Annotated in this window: 19 protein-coding genes; 8 read left to right on the top strand and 11 right to left on the bottom strand. The window is 62.0% G+C overall.

The window, feature by feature from the left end; genetic code table 11:
* Positions 1–73: 73 nt before the first annotated feature.
* Positions 74–2659, bottom strand: coding sequence for a GcvT family protein (locus NKH23_RS22845; RefSeq protein ID WP_352913254.1), 2586 nt, complete (start codon positions 2657–2659; stop codon positions 74–76).
* 132 nt (positions 2660–2791) lie between these two features.
* A complete protein-coding gene (locus NKH23_RS22840) occupies positions 2792–4369 on the bottom strand; it encodes a trimethylamine methyltransferase family protein (protein WP_352719668.1) in 1578 nt (525 codons plus the stop codon).
* A 228-nt stretch (positions 4370–4597) separates the two neighbouring features.
* Here NKH23_RS22840 and NKH23_RS22835 point away from each other — a divergent pair, with 228 nt between their 5' ends.
* Entirely contained in the window at positions 4598–5758 is a 1161-nt protein-coding gene (locus NKH23_RS22835; RefSeq protein ID WP_352913256.1) for an MFS transporter, read from the top strand.
* A gap of 24 nt (positions 5759–5782) precedes the next feature.
* Here the strand turns inward: NKH23_RS22835 and NKH23_RS22830 are convergent, their stop codons facing one another.
* Positions 5783–6355 (bottom strand): hypothetical protein, encoded by a 573-nt coding sequence (locus NKH23_RS22830; RefSeq protein ID WP_352913258.1) that lies wholly within the window; start codon positions 6353–6355, stop codon positions 5783–5785.
* Between the two features lie 98 nt (positions 6356–6453).
* On the opposite strand from NKH23_RS22830, the gene NKH23_RS22825 reads away from it, so the two are divergent.
* Genes NKH23_RS22825 through NKH23_RS22815 form a run of 3 tightly spaced genes read left to right on the top strand, consistent with a single transcriptional unit; the run spans position 6454 to position 10149 of the window.
* On the top strand, positions 6454–8529 hold the full coding sequence (locus NKH23_RS22825) for a prolyl oligopeptidase family serine peptidase (RefSeq protein ID WP_352913260.1): 2076 nt from the start codon (positions 6454–6456) through the stop codon (positions 8527–8529).
* A 60-nt stretch (positions 8530–8589) separates the two neighbouring features.
* Positions 8590–8715, top strand: coding sequence for a capsid protein (locus NKH23_RS22820; RefSeq protein WP_084641091.1), 126 nt, complete (start codon positions 8590–8592; stop codon positions 8713–8715).
* A 54-nt stretch (positions 8716–8769) separates the two neighbouring features.
* Positions 8770–10149, top strand: a complete 1380-nt coding sequence (locus NKH23_RS22815; RefSeq protein ID WP_352913262.1) for an aspartate aminotransferase family protein — start codon at positions 8770–8772, stop codon at positions 10147–10149.
* A gap of 112 nt (positions 10150–10261) precedes the next feature.
* Here NKH23_RS22815 and NKH23_RS22810 read toward each other — a convergent pair whose 3' ends face one another.
* Entirely contained in the window at positions 10262–10675 is a 414-nt protein-coding gene (locus tag NKH23_RS22810) for a VOC family protein (RefSeq protein WP_156948098.1), read from the bottom strand.
* Positions 10676–11065: 390 nt separating this feature from the next.
* Here NKH23_RS22810 and NKH23_RS22805 point away from each other — a divergent pair, with 390 nt between their 5' ends.
* On the top strand, positions 11066–11890 hold the full coding sequence (locus NKH23_RS22805) for a methyltransferase domain-containing protein (RefSeq protein WP_352913264.1): 825 nt from the start codon (positions 11066–11068) through the stop codon (positions 11888–11890).
* A 364-nt stretch (positions 11891–12254) separates the two neighbouring features.
* Here the strand turns inward: NKH23_RS22805 and mmsB are convergent, their stop codons facing one another.
* Together mmsB and NKH23_RS22795 are read right to left on the bottom strand one after the other, a co-directional pair.
* Entirely contained in the window at positions 12255–13139 is an 885-nt protein-coding gene (mmsB, locus tag NKH23_RS22800) for a 3-hydroxyisobutyrate dehydrogenase (protein ID WP_352913266.1), read from the bottom strand.
* A 198-nt stretch (positions 13140–13337) separates the two neighbouring features.
* A complete protein-coding gene (locus NKH23_RS22795) occupies positions 13338–14504 on the bottom strand; it encodes an isobutyryl-CoA dehydrogenase (RefSeq protein WP_352913268.1) in 1167 nt (388 codons plus the stop codon).
* Between the two features lie 137 nt (positions 14505–14641).
* Here NKH23_RS22795 and NKH23_RS22790 point away from each other — a divergent pair, with 137 nt between their 5' ends.
* Together NKH23_RS22790 and NKH23_RS22785 are read left to right on the top strand one after the other, a co-directional pair.
* On the top strand, positions 14642–15256 hold the full coding sequence (locus tag NKH23_RS22790) for a dimethylsulfonioproprionate lyase family protein (RefSeq protein WP_352719656.1): 615 nt from the start codon (positions 14642–14644) through the stop codon (positions 15254–15256).
* A gap of 1 nt (position 15257) precedes the next feature.
* The gene (locus NKH23_RS22785; RefSeq protein ID WP_352913269.1) at positions 15258–16727 is read left to right on the top strand and encodes a cobyric acid synthase; all 1470 of its coding nucleotides are present in this window, start codon (positions 15258–15260) and stop codon (positions 16725–16727) included.
* Here the strand turns inward: NKH23_RS22785 and NKH23_RS22780 are convergent.
* From NKH23_RS22780 to NKH23_RS22770, 3 genes are all read right to left on the bottom strand, one after another.
* A complete protein-coding gene (locus NKH23_RS22780) occupies positions 16724–17146 on the bottom strand; it encodes a VOC family protein (RefSeq protein ID WP_352913271.1) in 423 nt (140 codons plus the stop codon). The two genes, NKH23_RS22785 and NKH23_RS22780, sit on opposite strands and share 4 nt — an antisense overlap.
* A 72-nt stretch (positions 17147–17218) precedes the next feature.
* The gene (locus NKH23_RS22775; protein ID WP_352913272.1) at positions 17219–18046 is read right to left on the bottom strand and encodes a helix-turn-helix domain-containing protein; all 828 of its coding nucleotides are present in this window, start codon (positions 18044–18046) and stop codon (positions 17219–17221) included.
* 110 nt (positions 18047–18156) lie between these two features.
* On the bottom strand, positions 18157–18327 hold the full coding sequence (locus NKH23_RS22770; RefSeq protein ID WP_023676480.1) for a hypothetical protein: 171 nt from the start codon (positions 18325–18327) through the stop codon (positions 18157–18159).
* Positions 18328–18528: 201 nt separating this feature from the next.
* On the opposite strand from NKH23_RS22770, the gene NKH23_RS22765 reads away from it, so the two are divergent.
* Positions 18529–18954 (top strand): TerB family tellurite resistance protein, encoded by a 426-nt coding sequence (locus NKH23_RS22765; RefSeq protein ID WP_352719749.1) that lies wholly within the window; start codon positions 18529–18531, stop codon positions 18952–18954.
* 270 nt (positions 18955–19224) lie between these two features.
* Here NKH23_RS22765 and NKH23_RS22760 read toward each other — a convergent pair whose 3' ends face one another.
* Positions 19225–19530 carry a hypothetical protein gene (locus NKH23_RS22760; RefSeq protein WP_352719647.1) on the bottom strand — a complete coding sequence of 102 codons (306 nt, stop codon included), beginning with the start codon at positions 19528–19530 and terminating at the stop codon, positions 19225–19227.
* Between the two features lie 950 nt (positions 19531–20480).
* On the bottom strand, positions 20481–21227 hold the full coding sequence (locus NKH23_RS22755; RefSeq protein ID WP_353035370.1) for a CPBP family intramembrane glutamic endopeptidase: 747 nt from the start codon (positions 21225–21227) through the stop codon (positions 20481–20483).
* Between the last annotated feature and the right edge of the window lie 21 nt (positions 21228–21248).

The following is a 21248-nucleotide window of genomic DNA, read 5'->3' as shown; positions in this document are numbered from 1 at the left end:
CTTGCCAGCAGAGTGTTGCCGGCTGCGCTAGCATGAAGAGTATGCTCCGCACAATGCGACCGGCTGGCTGCGCCTACGTCCTCATCTTTTCGCCGCTCGGGTCGAAGGGCGGCTCGACATTGATGCGTGCCGGCCGCCGGTGTCCAAGAATTTCGACTTCGAACAGCCCGGCGCTCTCGTTCTCGGCAAGCGCTGCCGGTACATAGCCTTGCGCCATCGACTTCTCGACATAATGCGCATAGCCGCCGGAGGTGACCCAGCCGACCACGCGCCAGTCGCCGTCGACAATGCCGCGCACGGCAGACGCGCCTTCGGCGGCATTCGAGCCGCGCACTTCGTTACCACCCGCATCGAAGCGCGGCGCGCCATAGCCATGCGGCTTTTCCACGGTGCCGTAATCCTTGCCGCCGACCTTGGCCCAGATCGGCTCATCGCCCATGACGTCGGCATCCGCGGCATCGACGATGAAGGAGACACGGCGCAGTTTCGGCCCTTCTGCCTGTTCCTTGGCCGCTGCTTCCCGGCCGATGAAGTCGTTCTTCTCGAGCTTGATGAAGCGGTCCATCGAGCCTTCGAACGGTCCGTAGATCGGACGTAACTCGCGGAACCAGGTCGGGAAGTTCTTCTCAAGGCGCATCGAGAGCAAAGCCCGCATGCCGAAATCGACAAGGCCAAACTCTTCGCCAGCCTCCTTGATCGCATTGTAAACCAGGCGCTGGTAGGCAGGCGCCATCCAGATCTCATAGCCGAGGTCGCCGGTGTAGGTGATGCGGTTGACCATGCAGGGCGCGCCGCCGACCGCCATCTCGCGGAAATCCATGAAGCGGAAGGCCTTGGTCGAGATGTCGACATCGACCAGTTTCTGCAGCAGGTCGCGCGATTTCGGCCCGGCGATGGAGAGGCCGACCAGCGTCTGGTCGAAGCGGTGGATGCGCACGCTCCCGTCCTTCGGCAGATGCTTCTCGAACCAGCGCATGTGGTATTTTTGCGCTGCCGAAGAACCCCAGATCATGAAGCGATCTTCCCCACCCCTTGGGCCCGCCTTGGCGATGGTGAAGTCCCCGATCAGCCTGCCGAACTCGTTCAGCATCGGCGTCAGCACGATGCGGCCGGATTTCGGCATGCGATTGGTCATCAGCCGGTTGAGGAAGTCTTCGGCCCCTGGTCCGGAGACTTCGTATTTGGCGAAGTTGGCGATCTCGGTGACGCCTACCCTCTCGCGGGTGGCGCGCACCTCCTCGCCGATCGGGCCGAAATCATTGGAGCGGTGGAAGGACACGATGTCCTTCGGCTCCGAGCCTTTCGGCGCGAACCAGAGGGGGGTTTCGAGACCCCAGCTGTCGCCCATGACGGCGTTGTTGGCGAGCATGGTGTCGTAAAGCGGGGTCGTCTGCGCTGGTCTTGCCGCCGGTAATTCCTCATTGGGAAAGCGGATGGAGAAACGGCGCGAATAATTTTCACGCACCTTTGCGTTGGTATAGCGCAGCGTTGCCCATTCGCCGAAGCGTGCAACGTCCATGCCCCAGACATCGAAGCCGGGGTCGCCATGGACCATCCAGTTCGACAGCGCCAGGCCGACGCCGCCGCCTTGGCTGAAGCCGGCCATGACGGCGCAGGCGCACCAGAAATTGGTCAGGCCCTGCACCGGGCCGACCAGCGGGTTGCCGTCCAGCGCGAAGGTGAAGGGGCCGTTGATGATCTGCTTGATGCCGGCCTTCTCGATGCCGGGAAAATGCTTGAAGCCGATCTCCAGCGACGGCGCGATGCGGTCGATGTCTGGCTGCAGCAGTTCGTGGCCGAAATCCCACGGCGTGTTGACCGGCGACCACGGCTTGCAGGCCTTTTCATAGGTGCCGAGCAGGATGCCGTTGCGCTCCTGGCGGGTATAGATCTCGCCCTTGAAATCGAGCACGCCGATCATCTCGCGGCCGGTCGACTTGTTGAATTCCTCGACCTCCGGCATCGGCTCGGTCAGGAGATACATGTGCTCCATGGCCAGCACCGGCAGTTCGACCCCGACCATGCGGCCGATCTCGCGCGCCCACAGGCCGCCGCAGTTGACCACATGCTCGGCTTTGACTGTGCCTTGCTCAGTGACGACGTTCCACGTGCCGTCGACCTCCTGCGTCAGTTCCACGACGCGGTTGCGCAGTACGATCTCGGCGCCCAGCTTCCTGGCGGCCTTGGCATAGGCATGGGTGGTGCCGGAAGGGTCGAGATGGCCCTCGACTGGATCCCACATGGCGCCGACGAAATTCGTCTCGTCCATCAGCGGGAACATTGCCTTGGCTTCGGACGGCGTGATCAGTTCGGTGTCCATGCCGAGATAGCGGCCCTTGGCGTGGGCGAGCCGCAAGAAGTCCATGCGCTCGGGTGTGTCGGCCATCATCACGCCGCCGGTCAGGTGCAGCGAGCAGGATTGGCCGGAAATCTCCTCGATCTCCTTGTAAAGCTGCACCGTATAGGCCTGCAGCTTGGCGACGTTGGGATCGCCGTTCAGCGTATGGAAGCCGCCCGCCGCATGCCAGGACGAGCCGGAAGTGAGCTCCGAACGCTCGATCAGCATGATGTCGGTCCAGCCAGCCTTGGCCAGATGATAGAGCACCGAGCAGCCAACGACCCCGCCGCCGATAACAACCGCTTTTGCGTGAGATTTCATGAAGATAGTTCCGTTTTTGAAGAGATTGAATCGAGTGAGCGGGGCGCGAAAACAAAGCGGAGATCGGAAACGGCGATGTTTTCGGCCAGCCTGCCATCAAGACGGAGTGGGGGTCGACTACTCATCAGATGATCAAAAATCGGTCGGCGCGCCGCCTTCGGCCCGGCGCTTGTCGACGAAAGCGTTGAGCTCCTCGCGGATCGCCGGATCCATGTAAGGCTCTTCATAGGACGCCAGCCGTTCCTTCCAGACGCGATTGGCCTTTTCGAGTGCCGTCGGCGACCCGGCCTCCGCCCAACTCTCGAAATTGCGCCAGTCGGAAATGATTGGCGCGTAAAAGGCGGTCTTGTAGCGGTCCTGCGTGTGCTGGGTGCCGAAGAAATGGCCGCCGGGGCCGACCGACTGGATGGCGTCGAAACCGAGCGCTTCGTCGGAAAGATCGAGCGGCGTCAGGAACTCGGCGACCATCTGCAACAGGTCTATATCGAGGATGGTCTTTTCATAGGAGCAGCGCAGGCCGCCTTCGAGCCAGCCGGCGGCATGCATCATCAGATTGCCGCCGCCCTGGATGGCGCCCCACAGCGAGAACACGCTTTCATAGGCGGCCTGCGCGTCGACCGTGTTGGCGGCGCAGGTGTTGGAGGTGCGGTAGGGGATGTTGTAGCGGCGGGCGAGCTGTCCGCCGACCAGCTGCGCCTTCATATATTCCGGCGTGCCGAAGGCCGGCGCGCCGGACTTCATGTCGACATTCGAGGTGAAGCCGCCGTAGCCGACAGGCGCGCCCTTGCGCACCATCTGCGCGAAGGCGATGCCGGACAGCGCCTCGGCATTCTGTTGCACCAGCGCGCCGGCAATCGTCACCGGCGCCATGGCGCCGGACAGGGTGAACGGCGTCACGATGACCACCTGGCCCTTGCTCGACATCTGGATAATGCCTTCCATCATCGGCACGTCGAGCTTGAGAGGCGAATTGGTGTTGATGATGGTGAACACCGACGGCTCTGCGAGCAGCTGCTCATGACTGATGCCGCGTGCGATCCTGGTGATCTCTATGCCGTCGACATTGCGTTCCTTGCCGAGCGAATAGATGTGGAACATCTTGTCGGTCAGCGTGGCGAGGTCACGGATGCATTCGAGGTGGCGGACGGACGGATGGATGTCGATCGGCTCGACCGGATAACCGCCCGTGCAGTTCAATATGTTGTGCATCTGCGCAAGCTTGAGGAAGTTGCGGTAGTCCTGCTGGTTGCCCGGCCGGCGGCCGCGGTCGACGTCGGAGCAATTGGGCGCCGACGCCATCATCGAGATGATCAGATTATCGCCGCCGAAGCGCACGTTGTGCGCCGGGTTGCGGGCGTGGATGGTGAATTCCGGCGGGCAGTGCGCAACCAGTTCCAGGATCATGTCACTGTCGAAGCGCACCCGCTCGCTGCCTTCGCGGACATCGGCGCCATGCGCCTTCATGATGCGCCGGGCTTCGTCATGCAGCACGTCGACGCCGATTTCCCTGAGCACGCGCAGAGAGGCGAGGTGGATGGATTCCAGCTCGTCGTCGGAAACCAGCCGGGTCGGCGCCAGCGGGTTCTTCAACTGCCGAAACGGCGGCTGCTCGAACGCCGCCGATCCGCCGGCACGCTTCCCCGCGCGGCCGCCGCGACGGGCGCGATCGTTTGCCAATGCCGGTTCGGCGGGCTGAAGGGCGGCGGTCATGATAGTCCTCGTACGCTGCGGCAATGCGGCGGCATAATGGACTGCCGGCTGGCCGGCCATTGCGGAGGCGGCGACCACTAGGACGAGGGAAGCGACATGCCCTGGGGGCAGCCGGCGGGATCGTCAGCCTCTTGATCGCGTTCCGGCTGGCGCAAGCGGTTTTCGTTGCCGGTGCTTACTGTGACGGAACCGAACGCTAATGCTGCAGCCCGATATTTGGTGTGGATCATGGCGCGGGCGGAACAAAGCAGCGGCGAGACAGTGCAATGGGCGGCGATCACCGGCGTGATCGCCACCGTCTCAGTGTTCGCCATCGCGCAAGGGCTGAGCTATCCGCTGTTGAGCTTCATCCTGCAGCGCCAGGGCGTCTCGCCGGCCATGATCGGACTGTCGGCGGCAATGACGCCGATCGGCTTCATCGTCTCTTCGCCGCTCGTTCCGGCGTTGGCGCGCCGTTTCGGGGCAGGGCGCACCGCGCTTATTTGCGCGGCACTTTCCGCGCTGGTGCTGGCGCTGATCGGCTGGACGCAAAATGTCTATCTGTGGTTTCCGCTGCGCTTTTTGATCGGCGCCGTCACCAACCCGCTCTACGTGCTGAGCGAAGTCTGGGTGATCGCACTGGCGCCGCCGGAACGCCGCGGCCGCGTCATGGGCATCTATTCGACGATCATTTCGGCGGGCTTTGCGGCGGGGCCGCTTTGCCTGCTTGCGGTCGGCACCGTGGGATGGCCGCCGTTTCTGGTCGGCATCGGCGCTTTCCTGTTTTGCGGCGCCTGCCTAGCCTCTGTGCTGGCACGGCTGCCGAAGGTCGACGAGAGCGGGCACCGGGTTTCGGTCCTGGGATTCGTGCCGCAGGCTTGGCTGTTGTTATCGGCGGTCGTCGTGGCCGCCGGTTTTGAACAGGCGGTGCTCGCCTTACTGCCGGTCTATGGAACACATTACGGCATCGCCGAAGCGCGCATGTCGGCGCTGCTGTCAGTGATGATCGCCGGCAATATCGCTATGCAGGTGCCGCTCGGCTTGTTGGCGGAACGGCTGACGGCGCGGCTGGTGCGGTTCATCTGTGTTTCGGTGACGGTGCTCGGATGCGTGCTGTTGCCGGTTCTCATCGAGACGCCGCTGATCTGGCCATGCGTCTTCATCTGGGGAGCGGTTTCCTACGGGATTTACACAATGTCGATCATCGAGCTCGGCGAGCGGTTCACCGGCTCGGCACTGGTCGCCGGCAACGCCGCCTTCTCGCTGATGTGGGGCGTCGGCGGGATCGCCGTGCCGCCGCTGGCGGGCAGCGCCATGGATGTCCTTGGGGCAGGCGGTCTGCCGATGACGCTCGGTGCCATTTGCCTGGCGCTGGCGGTTGTAACCGTTATTCGAAGGCGGATGGTGTGAGATTCCGACCGGATGCTGAGATCCTCAATTGTCTTGCCGCCTGAAGACCGCCCAGAGGTCACAGTCGGCGTGGCGTTCTTCGGGATGCGTCTTGTGCAGCAATTCCTGAATCTCAACGGCGCGATCAAAGTCGTCTATCAGCCCAACGCAGGATAGCTCTTCGTTGGCGAAGACGTCGGGGAAACCACCGCAATTGGTCAATGCGCTGATGTCGACGTTCTTGTCGAGCAGATCATAGCCCATGAAGGTGAACTCGTCCCAACCGAATGAGCGCAGATCCGCCGAAGGACTTCGGATTACGCCAAGGATGTTAAGGTTGCTCGTATCGGTCAATTGCGAACGCAAAAACCCCAGATCCACGAAGAAATCCAGCATGAAATCTTCGTTCACGATGTAGGGCCAGTAGCTATCCTTTATCTCCCCAAGTGCGGTCGGGCACAGCATGCCGTCGAGAGAGACGACCTCTGTCAATTGGGTGAGGCCCGACCACTCCATGTACTTGTCCCATCCCGTGCCGTGGGATGGATCAAACTTCTCAGTCGCAATGTACAGACGTTGCATGAGGTTCCTCGCAGTCCATGCAGAGAGCGTTGTCATGGCACTCTCCGACCATTCGTATTTACGTGTTCCGGTTGAATGTCGGTAGCGCCATGCCGATGTTTGTGGCACCGAGCCTGACGAATTTTGGAGACCACATGACCGAGCCGATCACTCAAAAGCAGCCAGGTTCAGCCGGCGAGACAAAAGACCCCTTCCTCTGGCTGGAGGACAGGACCAGCAAGCAAGCGCTCGACTGGGTGCATCGCCAGAACGAGATCACGGTCGCCGAATTGCAGGGTGATCCATCCTATCAGGCAACGTTCCAGACCGCGCTCGACCTGATGACGGCCGAGGACAATATTGCTGTCGGGGCTGCGATCAACGGCCATGTCTATAATTTCTGGCAGGACCGGACCAATATACTCGGCCTCTGGCGGCGCACCACGGTCGCATCCTACAAGACCGACGAGCCGGAATGGCAGACGATCATCGACTTCGACAGTCTGGCGGCGGAAGAGGGAGTGAAATGGGTGTTCAGCGGCGCCAGCCGGCTCTACCCCGACTTCAGCCGCTGCCTGCTCAGCCTGTCGCCGGATGGCGGCGATGCCAGCGAGATGCGCGAATTCGATATCGAAAGCAGGTCCTTCGTCGATGGCGGTTTTCGGGCTCCTGCCTCGAAATCGAGCTTTAGCTGGCTGGACGAGGACGCAGTTATCGTTTCCGCCGCCTTCGAGGAGAACGACAAGACCCAGTCCGGTTATCCGCGCGTGGTCAAGCTTTGGCGGCGCGGCACGCCACTGGACGAGGCGATGCCGATCTTCGAGGCGCTGAAGCAGGATCTCGCAGCCGGCGGGTCCGTCGAATTCGACGGCGACAAACGCCATGTCTTCCTCGCCCGGACCCTCGACTTCTTCGCCTCGCACAGTTTCCTGCGGCTGCCATCGGGCGAAAACAGGCGCATCCCGCTGCCGGACGACGTCACCGATACAGCGCTGTTCAAGGGCCAGCTCGTCTTCGGCGTGCGTACCCCGTGGACGGCGCCGGACGGCACGCTGTGCAAGCCCGACGGGCTCTATTCACTCGATTTCGAGCGCTGGATCGAAACCGGGCTATTCGGATCCATCGATACCGTGCTCGAGCCGGCGCACCGCGTCTCGATTGCCGGCATTGCCCGCACGCAGGACCGGCTGTTCATCAATTTGATGGACAATGTGCGCGGCAAGGTCATCGCCGGCGAGCGCAGCGGCGGCGGCTGGGAGTTCAAGCCCGTTGCATTGCCCGAAAACGGCAATGTCGGCATCAGCCATGCCGAGCATTTCGGCTCCAGCGTCTCCTTTTCCTTCACCGATTTCCTGACGCCGAGCTCGATCATCTGGTCGGACGACAATGCCGCGACGCTGGCACCGGTGAAATCGCAGCCGGCGCGCTTCGACGCGTCGTCCCTGGTCTCCGAACAGTTCGAGGCACGCTCGAAGGATGGCACGATGATCCCGTACTTCGTGGTCAGGCGGCGCGACTTGGATGGACCCGTGCCGACATTGCTTTACGGCTATGGTGGCTTTGAAGTGCCGCTGTTGCCCGGCTATGCCGGCGTGCGCGGCAGGCTGTGGCTGGAGAAGGGCAATGCCTATGTGCAGGCCAACATCCGCGGCGGTGGCGAGTTCGGCCCGAACTGGCATCAGGCCGCGCTCAAGGCCAATCGCCAGAATGCCTTCGACGATTTCGCTGCGGTCGCGCAAGATCTGGTCAAACGCGGCATCGCTACGCCCGCCACGCTGGGCATCCAGGGCGGATCGAACGGTGGCTTGCTGACCGGCGTCTCGCTGACGCAGCGCCCGGAATTATTCGGCGCGGTGATCATCGACGTGCCGCTGCTCGATATGCTGCGTTACACCGAGCTGCCGCCCGGCGCGTCGTGGATGGCCGAGTATGGCGATCCGGCGAAACCGGAAGAGGCAGCCTGGCTCGCCGCCTATTCGCCCTACCAGCATGTAGACACGGATGCAGCCTATCCGCCAGTGTTGCTGACGACCTCGACCGCCGACGATCGCGTCCATCCCGGGCATGCCCGCAAGATGGCGGCACGGCTGCAGGCGGCCGGCCACGGCAAGACGCTGTTCTTCGAGGAGACCGAGGGCGGCCATGGTGGACGCGGCGATCGGCGGCCGCAGGCCGCACAGGCGGCGATGAAGTACGTCTTCCTGCAGCGGGCCCTGACTGGCACCAATTGACCGGCGTCGCTTGACCGGCACGGCTTGAACTGAGGGCTCGAGGCAGCCTAAGGTACATGCATGGCTCGGCTGGCGAAATCGGGTTGCGCATTTGGGGTGGCGGTGACGCCGTCGTCGCGCACGCTTCGCGCCGAGCTGTTGCGGCTCTGCGCCCGCATCGGCTATTCGCCGCCCGCTGTCCTCTGACGAATCCGCCCCGGCGCGAAAGCTGCCGGATTGGTTCAAGAGGAAAGACCAGACATGACCTACCAGAATTATTCGCTGAAGCAGCTTCAGCAGATTGATGCCGCGCATCACCTTCATCCGTTCACCGACCACAAGGAGATGCGCGAGACCGGCTCGCGCATCATCACCCACGCCAACGGGCCGTTCATCTACGATTCCGAAGGGACGGAAATCCTCGACGGCATGGCCGGGCTGTGGTGCGTCAATGTCGGCTATGGCCGCGACGAGTTGGCCGACGCCGCCTACGCCCAGATGAAGGAATTGCCCTACTACAACTCCTTCTTCAAATGCTCGACGCCGACGCCGGTTCTGCTTGCCAAGAAACTGGCGGAGATCGCGCCGAAGCATATCAACCAGGTGTTCTACGGCTCGTCCGGTTCGGAGGCCAACGACACGGCGCTGCGTCTTGTTCGCCACTATTGGGTGCTTGAAGGCCGACCCGAGAAGAACCGCATCATCTCGCGCAAGATGGGCTACCACGGCTCGACCATCGCCGGCGCCTCGCTCGGCGGCATGGATCTCATGCACAAGCAGCTCGGCGGCGCCGTGCCCAACATCGTCCACGTGATGATGCCCTACGCCTATGAACTGGCACTGCCCGGCGAAAGCGACCATGATTTCGGCCTGCGCGCGGCGAAAGCGGTCGAGGAGGCGATCCTCGAAGCCGGCGCCGATAAGGTGGCCGCCTTCATCGGCGAGCCGGTGATGGGGGCAGGCGGGGTGAAGATCCCGCCGATGGGCTATTGGCCGGAAGTGCAGCGCATTTGCCGCAAATACGATGTCCTGCTGATGCTGGACGAGGTCATTACCGGCTATGGCCGCACCGGCGAGTGGTTCGCCGCACAAGCCTTCGATGTCGAGCCCGACATCATCACCACGGCCAAGGCGCTGACCTCTGGCTATCAGCCGCTGTCGGCGCTGCTGGTCGGCGACCGCATCGCGGCGACGCTGGTCGAAAAGGGCGGCGAATTCTATCACGGCTACACCTATGCCGGGCATCCGGTGGCCTGCGCGGTGGCGCTGAAGAACCTCGAGATCATCGAGCGCGAAGGCTTGGTCGAGCGCGTCAGGAACGATACCGGGCCTTACTTCGCCAGGGCGCTGCAGGAACGTCTCGGTGGGCACGATCTGGTCGGCGAGGTGCGCTCGTTCGGGCTGATGGGAGCGATCGAGATCGTCAAGGACAAGGCAACCAAGGAGCGCTTCCTGCCGGCCGGCAGCGCGGCGGTGATGGTTCGCGACTACGCGATTGCCCGGGGCATGATGCTGCGCGCCACCGGCGACACGATGATCCTGTCGCCGCCGCTGATCTGGACGCGCGAGACGATCGACATGGCCTGCGACCGCATCGGCAGGGCGCTCGACCTGGCCGAGGCAGATTTGCGCAAGCGGTAAGATGGAACGATCGCCGGGCGCCCGGGTAATCGGGCGCCCGGAGATTGAATGCCGCTTTATGGCGAAGCGTTCGCCAGGCGAGGCTGTTGGCGGTATAGACGACCACGCGTGATCACTGGCCCGCCTTGACACCGATGACGTGCCCCTTAGCGTCAGTGACCAACATCCCTTTCGATTGGTCCAAGATCACAACTATGTTGCCGAAAGGATCGCGGACACGGGCGCACCGTCCGACCGCGATCTCGAATGGCGGTTGCACAGCCTCACCGCCGGCGGCCAAGAATTCCTCAAACGCGTCGTCCACGTTATCGACCAGGATATCGGTCTCGGGACCGATATGAAGATGGACAACCAGTTCCGCATCGGTTTCCGGCAGCGCAAAGCCAGCGGCTTCATCGTCCCGCCAAACGAGGGCATGACCGAGCCGATCCCCATAGAACGATACGGCTGCATCGAGATCGCTCACGCGTAATAGATGATTATCGAGCTTGCGGAATAATGGTCTTTTTCGAGGCTCGTGCGCCATTGCGGGACCTCAATATGTGAAGAGATTCGTGCGGCCATATAGCCTTTAACGAAATAGTCTTCGAGACTATGTCTGCAACCGAGTTGCCTTCAAGCTTCGAGCCCGCCCGGTGGAAATGGCGGGGCGTGTCCTGTCGACTTCAACAAGTGATCCGAAAGGCGATGGTGCCTCGGTTTGGATTCGGCTGTGGGTGGAATGTTGCCATTCGTCTCGTCGATGGAAACGAGCAGCAGTAAAGGTGTCATTAGGGTGGCGGGCGGATCGTCCTAGCGATCTGCACTGTATCCATGTTTCCCGGTCCGGTTGCTAGTTGATAGACACGTGCTTTAAGATGGCTGCTTGAAGCGCCGATCGGCCCGTTGCCCGAACGGCTGGTCCGGGAGGGACGCTATGGCCCAGCAAGAGCAGTGGCAGCTGGAAGGCAGCGCTGCGGAACTCTACGAGCGCTACCTGGTTCCGGCAATCACAGCCCAGTGGGCTGCCGACCTTTTGGATCGTGCTGCACCTCAATCTGGTGAGCGGATTCTGGACGTAGCTTGCGGCACCGGCGTGGTGGCACGCTCGGCGGCCGAGCGTATGGGAAATGGGCAGGTCGTCGGCCTCGACATCAACACGGGCATGCTTGCCGTTGCTCGCTCGCTCCCGAGAGGTGCTGGACCGCATATCGACTGGCACGAGGGAAGCGCGCTCGAAATGCCGTTCCCTGACTCCACCTTTGATTTGGTTCTTTGCCAGCTCGGACTGCAGTTTTTTCCGGACCGATCGAGTGCGCTACGTGAGATGTTCCGGGTTCTGGTGCCTGACGGCCGACTGGTCTTAAACGTTTTCAGCGCCATCGAGCACACTCCCGCGGCCAAGGCGTTGGCGGATGCCTTGGATCGACACCTCGGTCCCGGCGCTTCGGCAACGAAACGGTCCGAGCATTCACTCGCCGATGCGGACGAGCTTTACCGATTGGTGGCCGGGGCGGGATTTCGTCAGGTGACCATCCACACGACGACACAGAACATCCGGTTCCCCTCGTCAAAGCAATATGTGCGATTACAGTTGGCAGCGACTCCGCAGGCTGGGCTGGTCAGCGGAATGGAGGCCGGACATCGGGACGCAGTCATCGCAGCGATCACGGCTGATCTAAGTTCTTCGCTGGCAATCTATTCAACTGGAGGGGAGCTGATATTCCCCCAAGAGGCTCACGTCTTGCTCGCACGCAAGTAGCGCAGCTGACGCGCCGGTCGTCAACGTAGGTCAGGACCGCCGCCACGAGGCTGACGATCATCTGGAGTCGCGCCAGGGCGATCGTCTCACTGTCCTTGAAGAGTCCGAAACGCAAAAACCGCGCTCCATCGGAGCGCGGCTTTGCCAGATACGCATGGCGCTTCGCCAACAAAACACTTGCGAAACTTACGGCGAAACTTGCGGGCTCCGGTACGCGAGACCTGATCCGGAGCGCCGGGCGGATGTCCGCCTCGCAATCCGTTTTAAACGCACATCGTTACTGCAAGGTTAGCAAGAGCTTAAGCAAACCTAAACTTGCCAGCTTTCCGCATCAGGATATCGAAAAAACGATGAAATTCGGAGTTTACCCCGTGGCACCGCGCAGGAAATTTATGATGCCGGAAAAATCCGCGCCGGCGTTGCCTTGTGCATTGAACAGCGCATAGAGCTGGGCTGCCTCGGCGGCGAGCGGCGTTACCGCACCGGCGCTCTGCGCGGCCTCCTGCGACAGTTTCAGGTCCTTCAGCATCAGTGCCGCTGCGAAGCCAGGCTTATAGCCATTGTTGGCGGGCGATGTCGGCACCGGGCCGGGCACCGGGCAGTAAGTGGTCAGCGACCAGCACTGGCCGGACGAGGTCGAGGCGACATCGAACAGCGCCTGGTGCGACAGGCCGAGCTTTTCCGCCAGCACGAAGGCCTCGGCAACGCCGATCATCGAAATGCCCAAAATCATGTTGTTGCAGATCTTCGCCGCCTGTCCGGCGCCATCGTCGCCGCAATGAACGATGCGGCCGGCCATCGGCTTGAGGATTGGTTCGGCCTTGGCGAAGGCGTCCTTCGAACCGCCGGCCATGAAGGTCAGCGTGCCGGCCGCCGCACCGCCCGTGCCGCCGGAGACCGGCGCGTCGATCGTCAGCAACCCGTGCTTGGTGGCGATGGCATGGGCCTTTCGGGCCGACTCGACGTCGATGGTCGAGGAATCGATGAACAGCGCGCCTTTTTTCGCCTTGGCCGCGATGTCCGCGTAAACCGACAGCACATGCTTGCCGGCCGGCAGCATGGTAATGACCGCATCGGCATCCTTCACCGCTGCAACGGCATTGGCCATGATGACGACGCCGTGCTCCCTGGCGATGACGAGGTTCTCCGGCACCAGGTCGAAGCCGTGCACGGCATACCCGGCCTTGACCAGGTTGGCGGCCATCGGATTGCCCATATTGCCGAGGCCGATGAAGGCGATGGTGGTCATAATGGCACTCCGTGGTTTGGGTAGGCAGTAGGCAGTAGGCAGTAGGCAGTAGGCAGTAGGCAGTAGGCAGTAGGCAGTAGGCAGTAGGCAGTAGGCAGTAGGCAGTAGGCGACCTATTCGGGCGCAAGTTTGCTAATAAGTTGGCGAAGCATTTTTCTGATGCCCTTGATCTTGGCGGTCATCTTTCTGCCTACTGCCTTACCGTCCGATCAGGGCGCGAGCGATGATGACGCGCATGATCTCGTTGGTGCCTTCGAGGATTTGGTGGACGCGCAGGTCGCGCACTAGCTTCTCGATGCCGTAATCGTGCAGATAGCCGTAGCCGCCATGCAGTTGCAGCGCGTCGTTGGCAACGTTGAAGCCGGTGTCGGTGACGAAGCGCTTGGCCATAGCCGACCATTTCGAGGCATCCGGTGCCTTGCGGTCGAGCTTCGAAGCGGCGGTGTAGAGAAAGATGCGCGCTGCCTGCAGTTCGGTCTCCATGTCGGCGAGCTTGAACTGCAGCGCCTGGAACTGGTTGATCTTCGAGCCGAAAGCCTTGCGCTCGGCGGTGTAGGCGAGCGCCCTGTCGAGTGCCGATTGCGCGCCGCCGAGCGAGCAGGCGGCGATGTTCAACCGGCCGCCGTCAAGCCCGGCCATGGCGATGCCGAAGCCGGCGCCTTCGACTGAGAGCAGGTTTTCCGCCGGCACCTTGCAATCCTCGAAAACGACCTGGCGGGTCGACTGCATGTGCCAGCCCATCTTGTGCTCGTTGGCGCCGAAGGAAAGGCCCGGCGCATCGTTCGGCACGACGAAGGTGGAAATGCCTTTTGGCCCGTCGGCCCCGGTGCGCGCCATAACGACATAGAGGTCGCTGTCGCCGGCGCCGGAGATGAACTGCTTGGCGCCGTTCAGCACATAGTCGCCCCCGCTCTTTGTCGCGCGCGTCTTCAGCGCCGCCGCATCCGAGCCCGAACCCGGCTCGGTCAGGCAATAGCTGGCCAGCCATTCCATCGAGGTCAGTTTGGGCAGGAAGCGCCGGCGCTGTTCGTCGCTGCCGAAGCGGTCGATCATCGATGCCACCATGTTGTGGATCGAGATGAAGGCGGAAAACGCCGGATCGGCGCGCGAAAGCGCCTCGAAGATCAGCACGGCGTCGAGCCGGCCGAGTCCCGAGCCGCCGACATCGTCGCGGACATAGATGCCGCCAAGGCCGAGAGGGCCTGTCTCGCGGATCACATCGGCGGGGAAATATTTGTTGCGATCCCAGTCGAGTGCGTTCGGCGCCACACGGTCGGCGGCGAAGGCCTCGGCCATCTCCTGGATGGCGCGCTGGTCCTCGTTGAGTTCGAACTGGCTGGTGCCCGCATCGACAGCGGCGTCCATGGCGTGCTCCCTGATGTTTCCGGCCTTCTGGCCTGTCGTTTTTGGCTTTGCGCTCAGTCCAATCTAGACCAATGATGCCGCCGCGCAACCCGACCGTCTGCTCAGCCGCTGTGCGCGGATGCGCTTTGGAGCAAAGTGTGACGACAAATTTCGACGAACTGCTTGGACGCTTCCATGCCTATCTCCAGACGTTCGACGATGCGCTGGTGCGCGACGCCGTGGCCCGGATCGGCTGGGACATGCCGGCCCGGCCGCTCGAGCCGCATGCACTGCCTTGTCTCGTCCAGCTCGACCGGATCGTCGAACTCGCTCCCGCTGCGGCCAAGCCGCTGGCGCGGCTGGTTGCGGGGCGTCGCGGCGATCTGCGCTGGGGCCAGACCTATGGTGAAGCGGATTTCGGCAGGATTTTCATGGAGAATTACGGCTGGCTGGAGGTGTTCGGCACACGCGGCCATTTCGTCAATGAAGAGGTCGCCGGCGGTCTGCTGATCCTTGGACCCGACATCGTCTACCCCGATCACCACCACGTCGCGGAGGAGATCTACATCCCGCTGACCGGCGGCGCCGAATGGCGCATGGGCGATGGCGGTTTTCACCTTCGATCGGCGGGCGAGGTGATCCACCATGCCTCTGACGTCAGCCACGCCATGCGCACCTGCAGGGAGCCGCTGTTGGCGCTCTATCTCTGGCGCGGTGGGCCACTGGCGGCCAAGTCGACGATCACCGGAACCGTTGCGCAGGGCAGGGGCTGATATGGCCAAGGCGATCATGCTGCAGGGCACGGGTTCGGATGTCGGCAAGACGGTGCTCGTCGCCGGCCTCTGCCGCGCGGCGAAGAAGCGTGGCTTGAAAGTGCGGCCGTTCAAGCCGCAGAACATGTCGAACAACGCGGCCGTCGCCGATATTCCCGGCGTTTCAGGCGGCGGTGAGATCGGCCGCGCCCAATGGCTGCAGGCGATCGCCTGCGGCGTGCCGCCCACCATCCACATGAACCCGGTGCTGCTCAAGCCGCAGACCGATGTCGGCGCTCAAGTCGTCGTGCAGGGCAAGGTGTTCGGCGAGGCGCGGGCGCGCGACTACCAGGCGCTGAAGGGCCGGCTTATGGATGCGGTGCTGGACTCCTGGGCAAAGGTTGGCGAGGGCGCCGATCTGGTCATTGTCGAGGGCGCGGGATCGCCGGCCGAAATCAATCTCAGGAGCCGCGACATTGCCAATATGGGCTTTGCGACGCGCGCCGGCGTGCCGGTGATCCTGGTCGGCGATATCGATCGCGGCGGCGTCATCGCCTCGGTCGCGGGCACCCACCTGATCCTGCCGGACGAGGACCGCCGCATGATCGTCGGCTATCTCATCAACAAGTTCCGCGGCGATATCTCGCTGTTCGACGATGGCATCGAGGCGATCGAAAAATTCACCGGCTGGCGCTGTTTTGGCGTCGTGCCGTGGCTGAAGGCGGCGGCGCGGCTGCCGTCGGAAGACTCCGTCGTGCTCGAACGGCTGTCGTCCGGCGAGAAGCGCGCGCTGAAGATCGCCGTGCCGGTGCTCTCGCGCATCGCCAATTTCGACGACCTCGACCCGCTCAAGGCCGAACCGCAGGTCGAGGTGGTGTTCGTGCCGCCTGGCCAGCGCCTGCCGCAGGATGCAGGTCTGGTGGTCATTCCCGGCTCGAAGTCGACGATCGGCGATCTCCTGAAATTCCGCGAGAACGGCTGGGACCGCGACCTTGCCGCGCACAGGAAACGCGGTGGCCATATCGTCGGCATTTGCGGCGGCTTCCAGATGCTCGGTCATATCGTGCGCGATCCCGACGGCGTCGAGGGCAGCGCTACCGAGACGCAAGGCCTCGGGCTGCTCGACGTCGAAACGGTGATGGAGCCGGAAAAGACGGTGCGCAACGTCAGCGCGCGCTCGGTGCAATTCGATCTGCCGCTCGAGGGCTACGAGATCCATCTCGGCCGCACCACCGGTCCGGATATGCTGCGGCCGTCCGCCGTTATCAACGGCATCGATGACGGCGCTATCTCGGTCGACGGCAAGGTATTAGGCACCTATATGCACGGGCTGTTTTCCGCCGATGCCTTCCGGGCGAAATTCCTCGAAAGCCTCGGCGTCAAGGGCGGCGGCATCGACTACCGCGCCGAGGTCGAACGGGCACTGGACGAGATCGCAGCCGAGCTGGAAACCCACCTCGACTGCGACGCCATCTTTGGGCTGGCGCGTTAGCTGGCAGCTTCGTCAGCCTTCGGCCAGTAGGTGCCGAACGACCAGACATTGCCTTCCGGATCGCGGCAGATGAATTCGCGGCTGCCATAATCGCGGTCGGTGAGTTCTTCCAGAATCTCGGCGCCGGCCGTTTTTGCCCGAGCGTATGCGGCGTCTGCGTCCTCGACGGCAACATAGATCGATGTACCGCCGCCAGAGCCGGGCGCACCGACCATCTTGCCGTAGGCGTCATCGCGCGCCGTGCCGAGCATGATGATCGAGGAGCCGAATGCGAGTTCGGCGTGGTGCACCACGTCGCCTTCGCCATAGCGGGCGCGGACGCTGAAGCCGAAGGCCTCGCCCAGCCAGTCGATCATCTTGCCGGCATTCCTGTAGCGCAGCGCCGGATAAAGCCGCGGTGGTTCGGTGGTGTTCGGCATGGCTGATCTCCTTCAGCGGGTTGGTCGATAACCCAGTCTGGGCGAAGGCCGGTCGTGCGTCTTGAAGAAATGTTACCTCGCGCCAAGCGCCGTCGGCGTTATGCCTGCGAGGTCGCGGAACTCGCGCACCAGATGCGCCTGATCGGCATAGCCGCAGTCGGCGGCGATGTCGGCCCAATCGCTGTTGACCTGTCTCGACAGGCCGAGCGCATGGTTGAAGCGGACAATGCGCGACAGCGTTTTTGGGCCGGTTCCGATCGCGTCCGAAAATTTTCCGGCAAGATGCTTGCGGCTCCAACCCAGCTTGTTGGCAAGCAATGAGACGCGAATCCGGCCACCTGTCGTGACGATCGTCTGGTAGGCCCAGGCTATTTCGGCTTGAGTGCGGTCCGCCGTTGCCAACCGGTCCGCGACGAAGGCCTCGGAGATGGCAAAGCGTGTGCTCCAATCCGGTGCATTGCCAAGCCTTTCGCGAAGCGCGATGCCTTCAACGCCAAGCACGTCATCGAGCCCGACCATGCGGTCGGTCAGCTCGCTCATCGGCCGGCCGAAGAAGCGACGGGCGCCGAGCGGCGTGAAATTGATCTGCACACAACAGGCGCCGCCGAAGGATTCGATCACCACCGGCCCGGCGTAGAGGCCGGCGGCAAAACTGCCGAAGCGGTCATTGTCGCTTGGGTCCTTGCCGAGCCCGATGGCAAAGGGTTCGGCAAAGCTGATGACCAGCGGCACGGTCAGCGAGGCATATTCGACGACACGGAAATGGCCTGGCATGGTTTCGCGAAAGCCGCATATGTCGGTGACGGCGCCCTGAAGCCGATGACTGGGCGCGCGCCGCACCATCTCGAACCGATCGAGCCCTGTTCTGTCGTGGGGGCTGCCGTCTTCGCTGGCGGGCATGTGCTTTCCCTCGTCCAGGAATTCTAACAGACCATCCTGCAGAATCAAAAGCGCCCGGCTTTTGGCCGGGCGCTCCGAGTTGCCTGAGATTCTGAATTGTCTGGACGTGTTTAAGCGCCGCGCATCAGGCAGCCGGCGGCCAGCACAATGTAGGCGATGACGACAATCCACGCGGCATTCAAAGGGATAAACGCCAGAACGCCAAGCGCGGCGAGAACGCCGATGATGGCGATGACAAGGGATATGATGAAAATAAGCTGGGTAGGCGCACTAAGATTCATGTTCGGTCCCTCCTCAACATGATTCGTACAGCGGCATAGTATCAGTCGCGCGGTCACACACCAATGAGCCCACGCAGCCGGCTTGCCGGATTGGCCGGCAGTTTCCGGCGACAGAATATGGCGGGTTCCACCATGCGCACCCCGTTTGCGCCAAGCCGATTCCGCGCTACCTTCCCGACGAATCGGAAGGGGCTGACGGCGATGGGATTGCTGGACCAGATACGCTCGATCTTCGACGGCGATCCCGGCGTGCGCAAAGTCGCGGACGATCCGGTGCTGTCGGCAGAGCTGCTGATGCTGTTCCGCATGATCCTGGCCGATGGGTCGGTCAGCGAAAGCGAAATGACCGCCTTCAGGCGTATCTGCCGGGACGCCTTCGGCATTCCCGAAACCAGCATCGACAGCGTTATCGAATATCTCAACGAGTTCGGCTACGAGACCAACGGCTCGCAGGCCGTCGCCCAGTTTCGCGACCTCGACGTCGAGCGGCGCAAGCTGCTTGCCCGCCACATGGCCGAGATCGCCAAGGCCGATTCGCAACTTGCCGGGAGCGAGATGCAGCTGTTGCGCCGCACGCTCGACCTGCTCGACATCAGTCCGGTCGATGTGGTGAAGCCGCAAGACTGAGGCATCAGCTGGGCGAACGCGATAAAAGTGCACTGTCACCGTAATTCACGGAAGTTCACTCAGGGCAGCAAAACAGCGACACAAAAAAGCAGCGGAGAAAGAGCAAAATCCACTGTCCGCGAGAGCCCAAATTTCGTGCGCGCAAACCGGATTCGATGACAAAATTTGCAGGCCGCGAACGCAAAATTCTACCCGCGCGAAGCACTATCAGAGGCAAAAATCAGCATGCAGAACAGCCAAAAATCGCTGCGCGGGCCCCAGGTGTCCTCTCTATTTGATCGTCAATCGACCGGTTAAATGCAACAATAGAAACAGCGCAAAGGACACAGTAACGGCAGCGAGAACTGCGATGCACGCCTTTCTTTCGGTCGGCTTGGCGTATCGCATCAGTATCAAGAGACCAAAAATGGAAGCCAGCGGAATCAGGTATTGCCTGACTAATTCGGGCTCCCCAATCCAAGCTCCGGGTACATCGTAGCGGAACATGTGCCAGATCAGTGAAGCAGTCAGTGCCGCATGCATCAATGCCAGCAGCCCAAGTACAGCGATGGCAATCCACTTCAGTATCGTCACCATCTTTCGCCCCCACAGGATCGGGCGACAGGTCAACACGCCCACCAAAATCAAAGCCTCTCCACACACCCGCCAACGTCGCCGTCGTCCCCGTAGTGACAGGACCATCCGGCCCCAGACTCACATAAGAATTACGGTGACAGTGCACTTTTCCTTTCCCGGCAGCCGTGTCTTTCCTGTTTCACAGCTTATCCGGTTTGCTCGGCAATCCGGTCTAAAAATGCGTCGCTGCCGACCGGCCAACCGATACTATCGGCCTTTCAGGCAAATCGAACAGTCCCGCCTACGATGACAGCCGGTTCTCCTTTGACATTCGTAACGCTATCGGGTGTCGGACGTACGGTGCATTTTGGCAAGCGCGCCTCAGGCTTTGGCCCGGCCGACATCAGGATCAGCCGCACACGGTTCTGCATCGGGCACTACGCCCAGATGCCGATTTCGGCGACGCAGCAATGCAACTCGAGCCATACGGTCAGTCTACACGGCGATAGCGACCACAGCAAAAAAGTGCATTGTCACCGTAATTCAGACAACGTTTTATCTGCAGCCTTCGACTGCACGCCAACACAGATTGTGTTGGAAAACTTTTCTGCTGAAATATTCGCAACGTCTATCAGGCTGTTTACATTGGAGACTTTCTTTCCAAATACGACATTGTCTCAATCAGTCGCTTTCTAACAAACTCGACGTCAAAAAGAAATTCTCCACCACCAGGCCTATATCTAGCAAGAATCTCTATTGTTTCTTGTATAAAACCGTCGTCACCAAAATTGTCACCTAAGTTAGACTCAATTTTATTGACCAAACTTATACTTGTATCCTCCGTTGACGTGAACTTAACAACCATATTTTTTAATGACATTGTTTTACTCACCATCCAAAGAAGTCGCCAATAGTTCTAACACCTTGCCGTCTGCAGCCGTTTCGCGATCGCCCGGTGCAGGTCGGGGGCGCTAAGCAAGCCCGAATGCCAGGACCAGGAAGCCCATCGCTCCGAACCCGGCGTGGATAACGATCCCGGCCCATGTGCTGCGCCGCCGCTGGACGACATAGGGCAGCAGCAACGTGATCGGCACAAGGGTCAACAGGACTTGCCAGGGGAAGGCAGCGTGGAACAGCAACCACAGGATCCCATTGACCAGCCAGGCTCGCCTGCCGAAAGCAATCTCTTGCCGCGGCAGCGCGAACCCCCGCCAGACAAACTCTTCCCCAACGATGTTCAGCACAAAAAACGGAAGCCACGCGCCGAGGATCCAGTAGCGGCCGGGACCGAGCGGCTCGAAAGCCATGAACGAGGGATTGAAATTCGCCCCGTCTTGCAGCATCCGGAGCGCGCCGCCGATGCCGCTGGTCAGCACGCCGACGGCCGCCAGCCCTCCAACAGCCCAGAGCCAGTCGCCGCCATTCATCGGGCGAAGCCATAGCCGCGCGGCCAACGACCCCGGCAGACGCCGTTCCCGATACAACAGCAGGGCAGCTGCGAGAAGCAGAGGGCCAAAAAGGACGATGCTTGCGGCCAGGAACCACATCGCCACAGGCTCTGCCCCCGTGGCGGAGACGAACGCCGGGACGGCTACCCGCGTTGTCAGGAACAGCAGCAGGGCACCCGCGCCGAACAGAGCAGCGGAGCCGCCCAGGGCCAGCGGAGGAACCCGATCAGGCTCCGGCCCGTCGCGCCTTTCATAACCGTTTGCTGTCAATGACCATTCTCCCGCCCGTGC

Origin of the sequence: Mesorhizobium sp. M1328, from assembly GCF_040318075.1 — a bacterium.
GTDB lineage: Bacteria > Pseudomonadota > Alphaproteobacteria > Rhizobiales > Rhizobiaceae > Mesorhizobium.
This window is presented reverse-complemented; position numbering and strand designations above follow the sequence as displayed.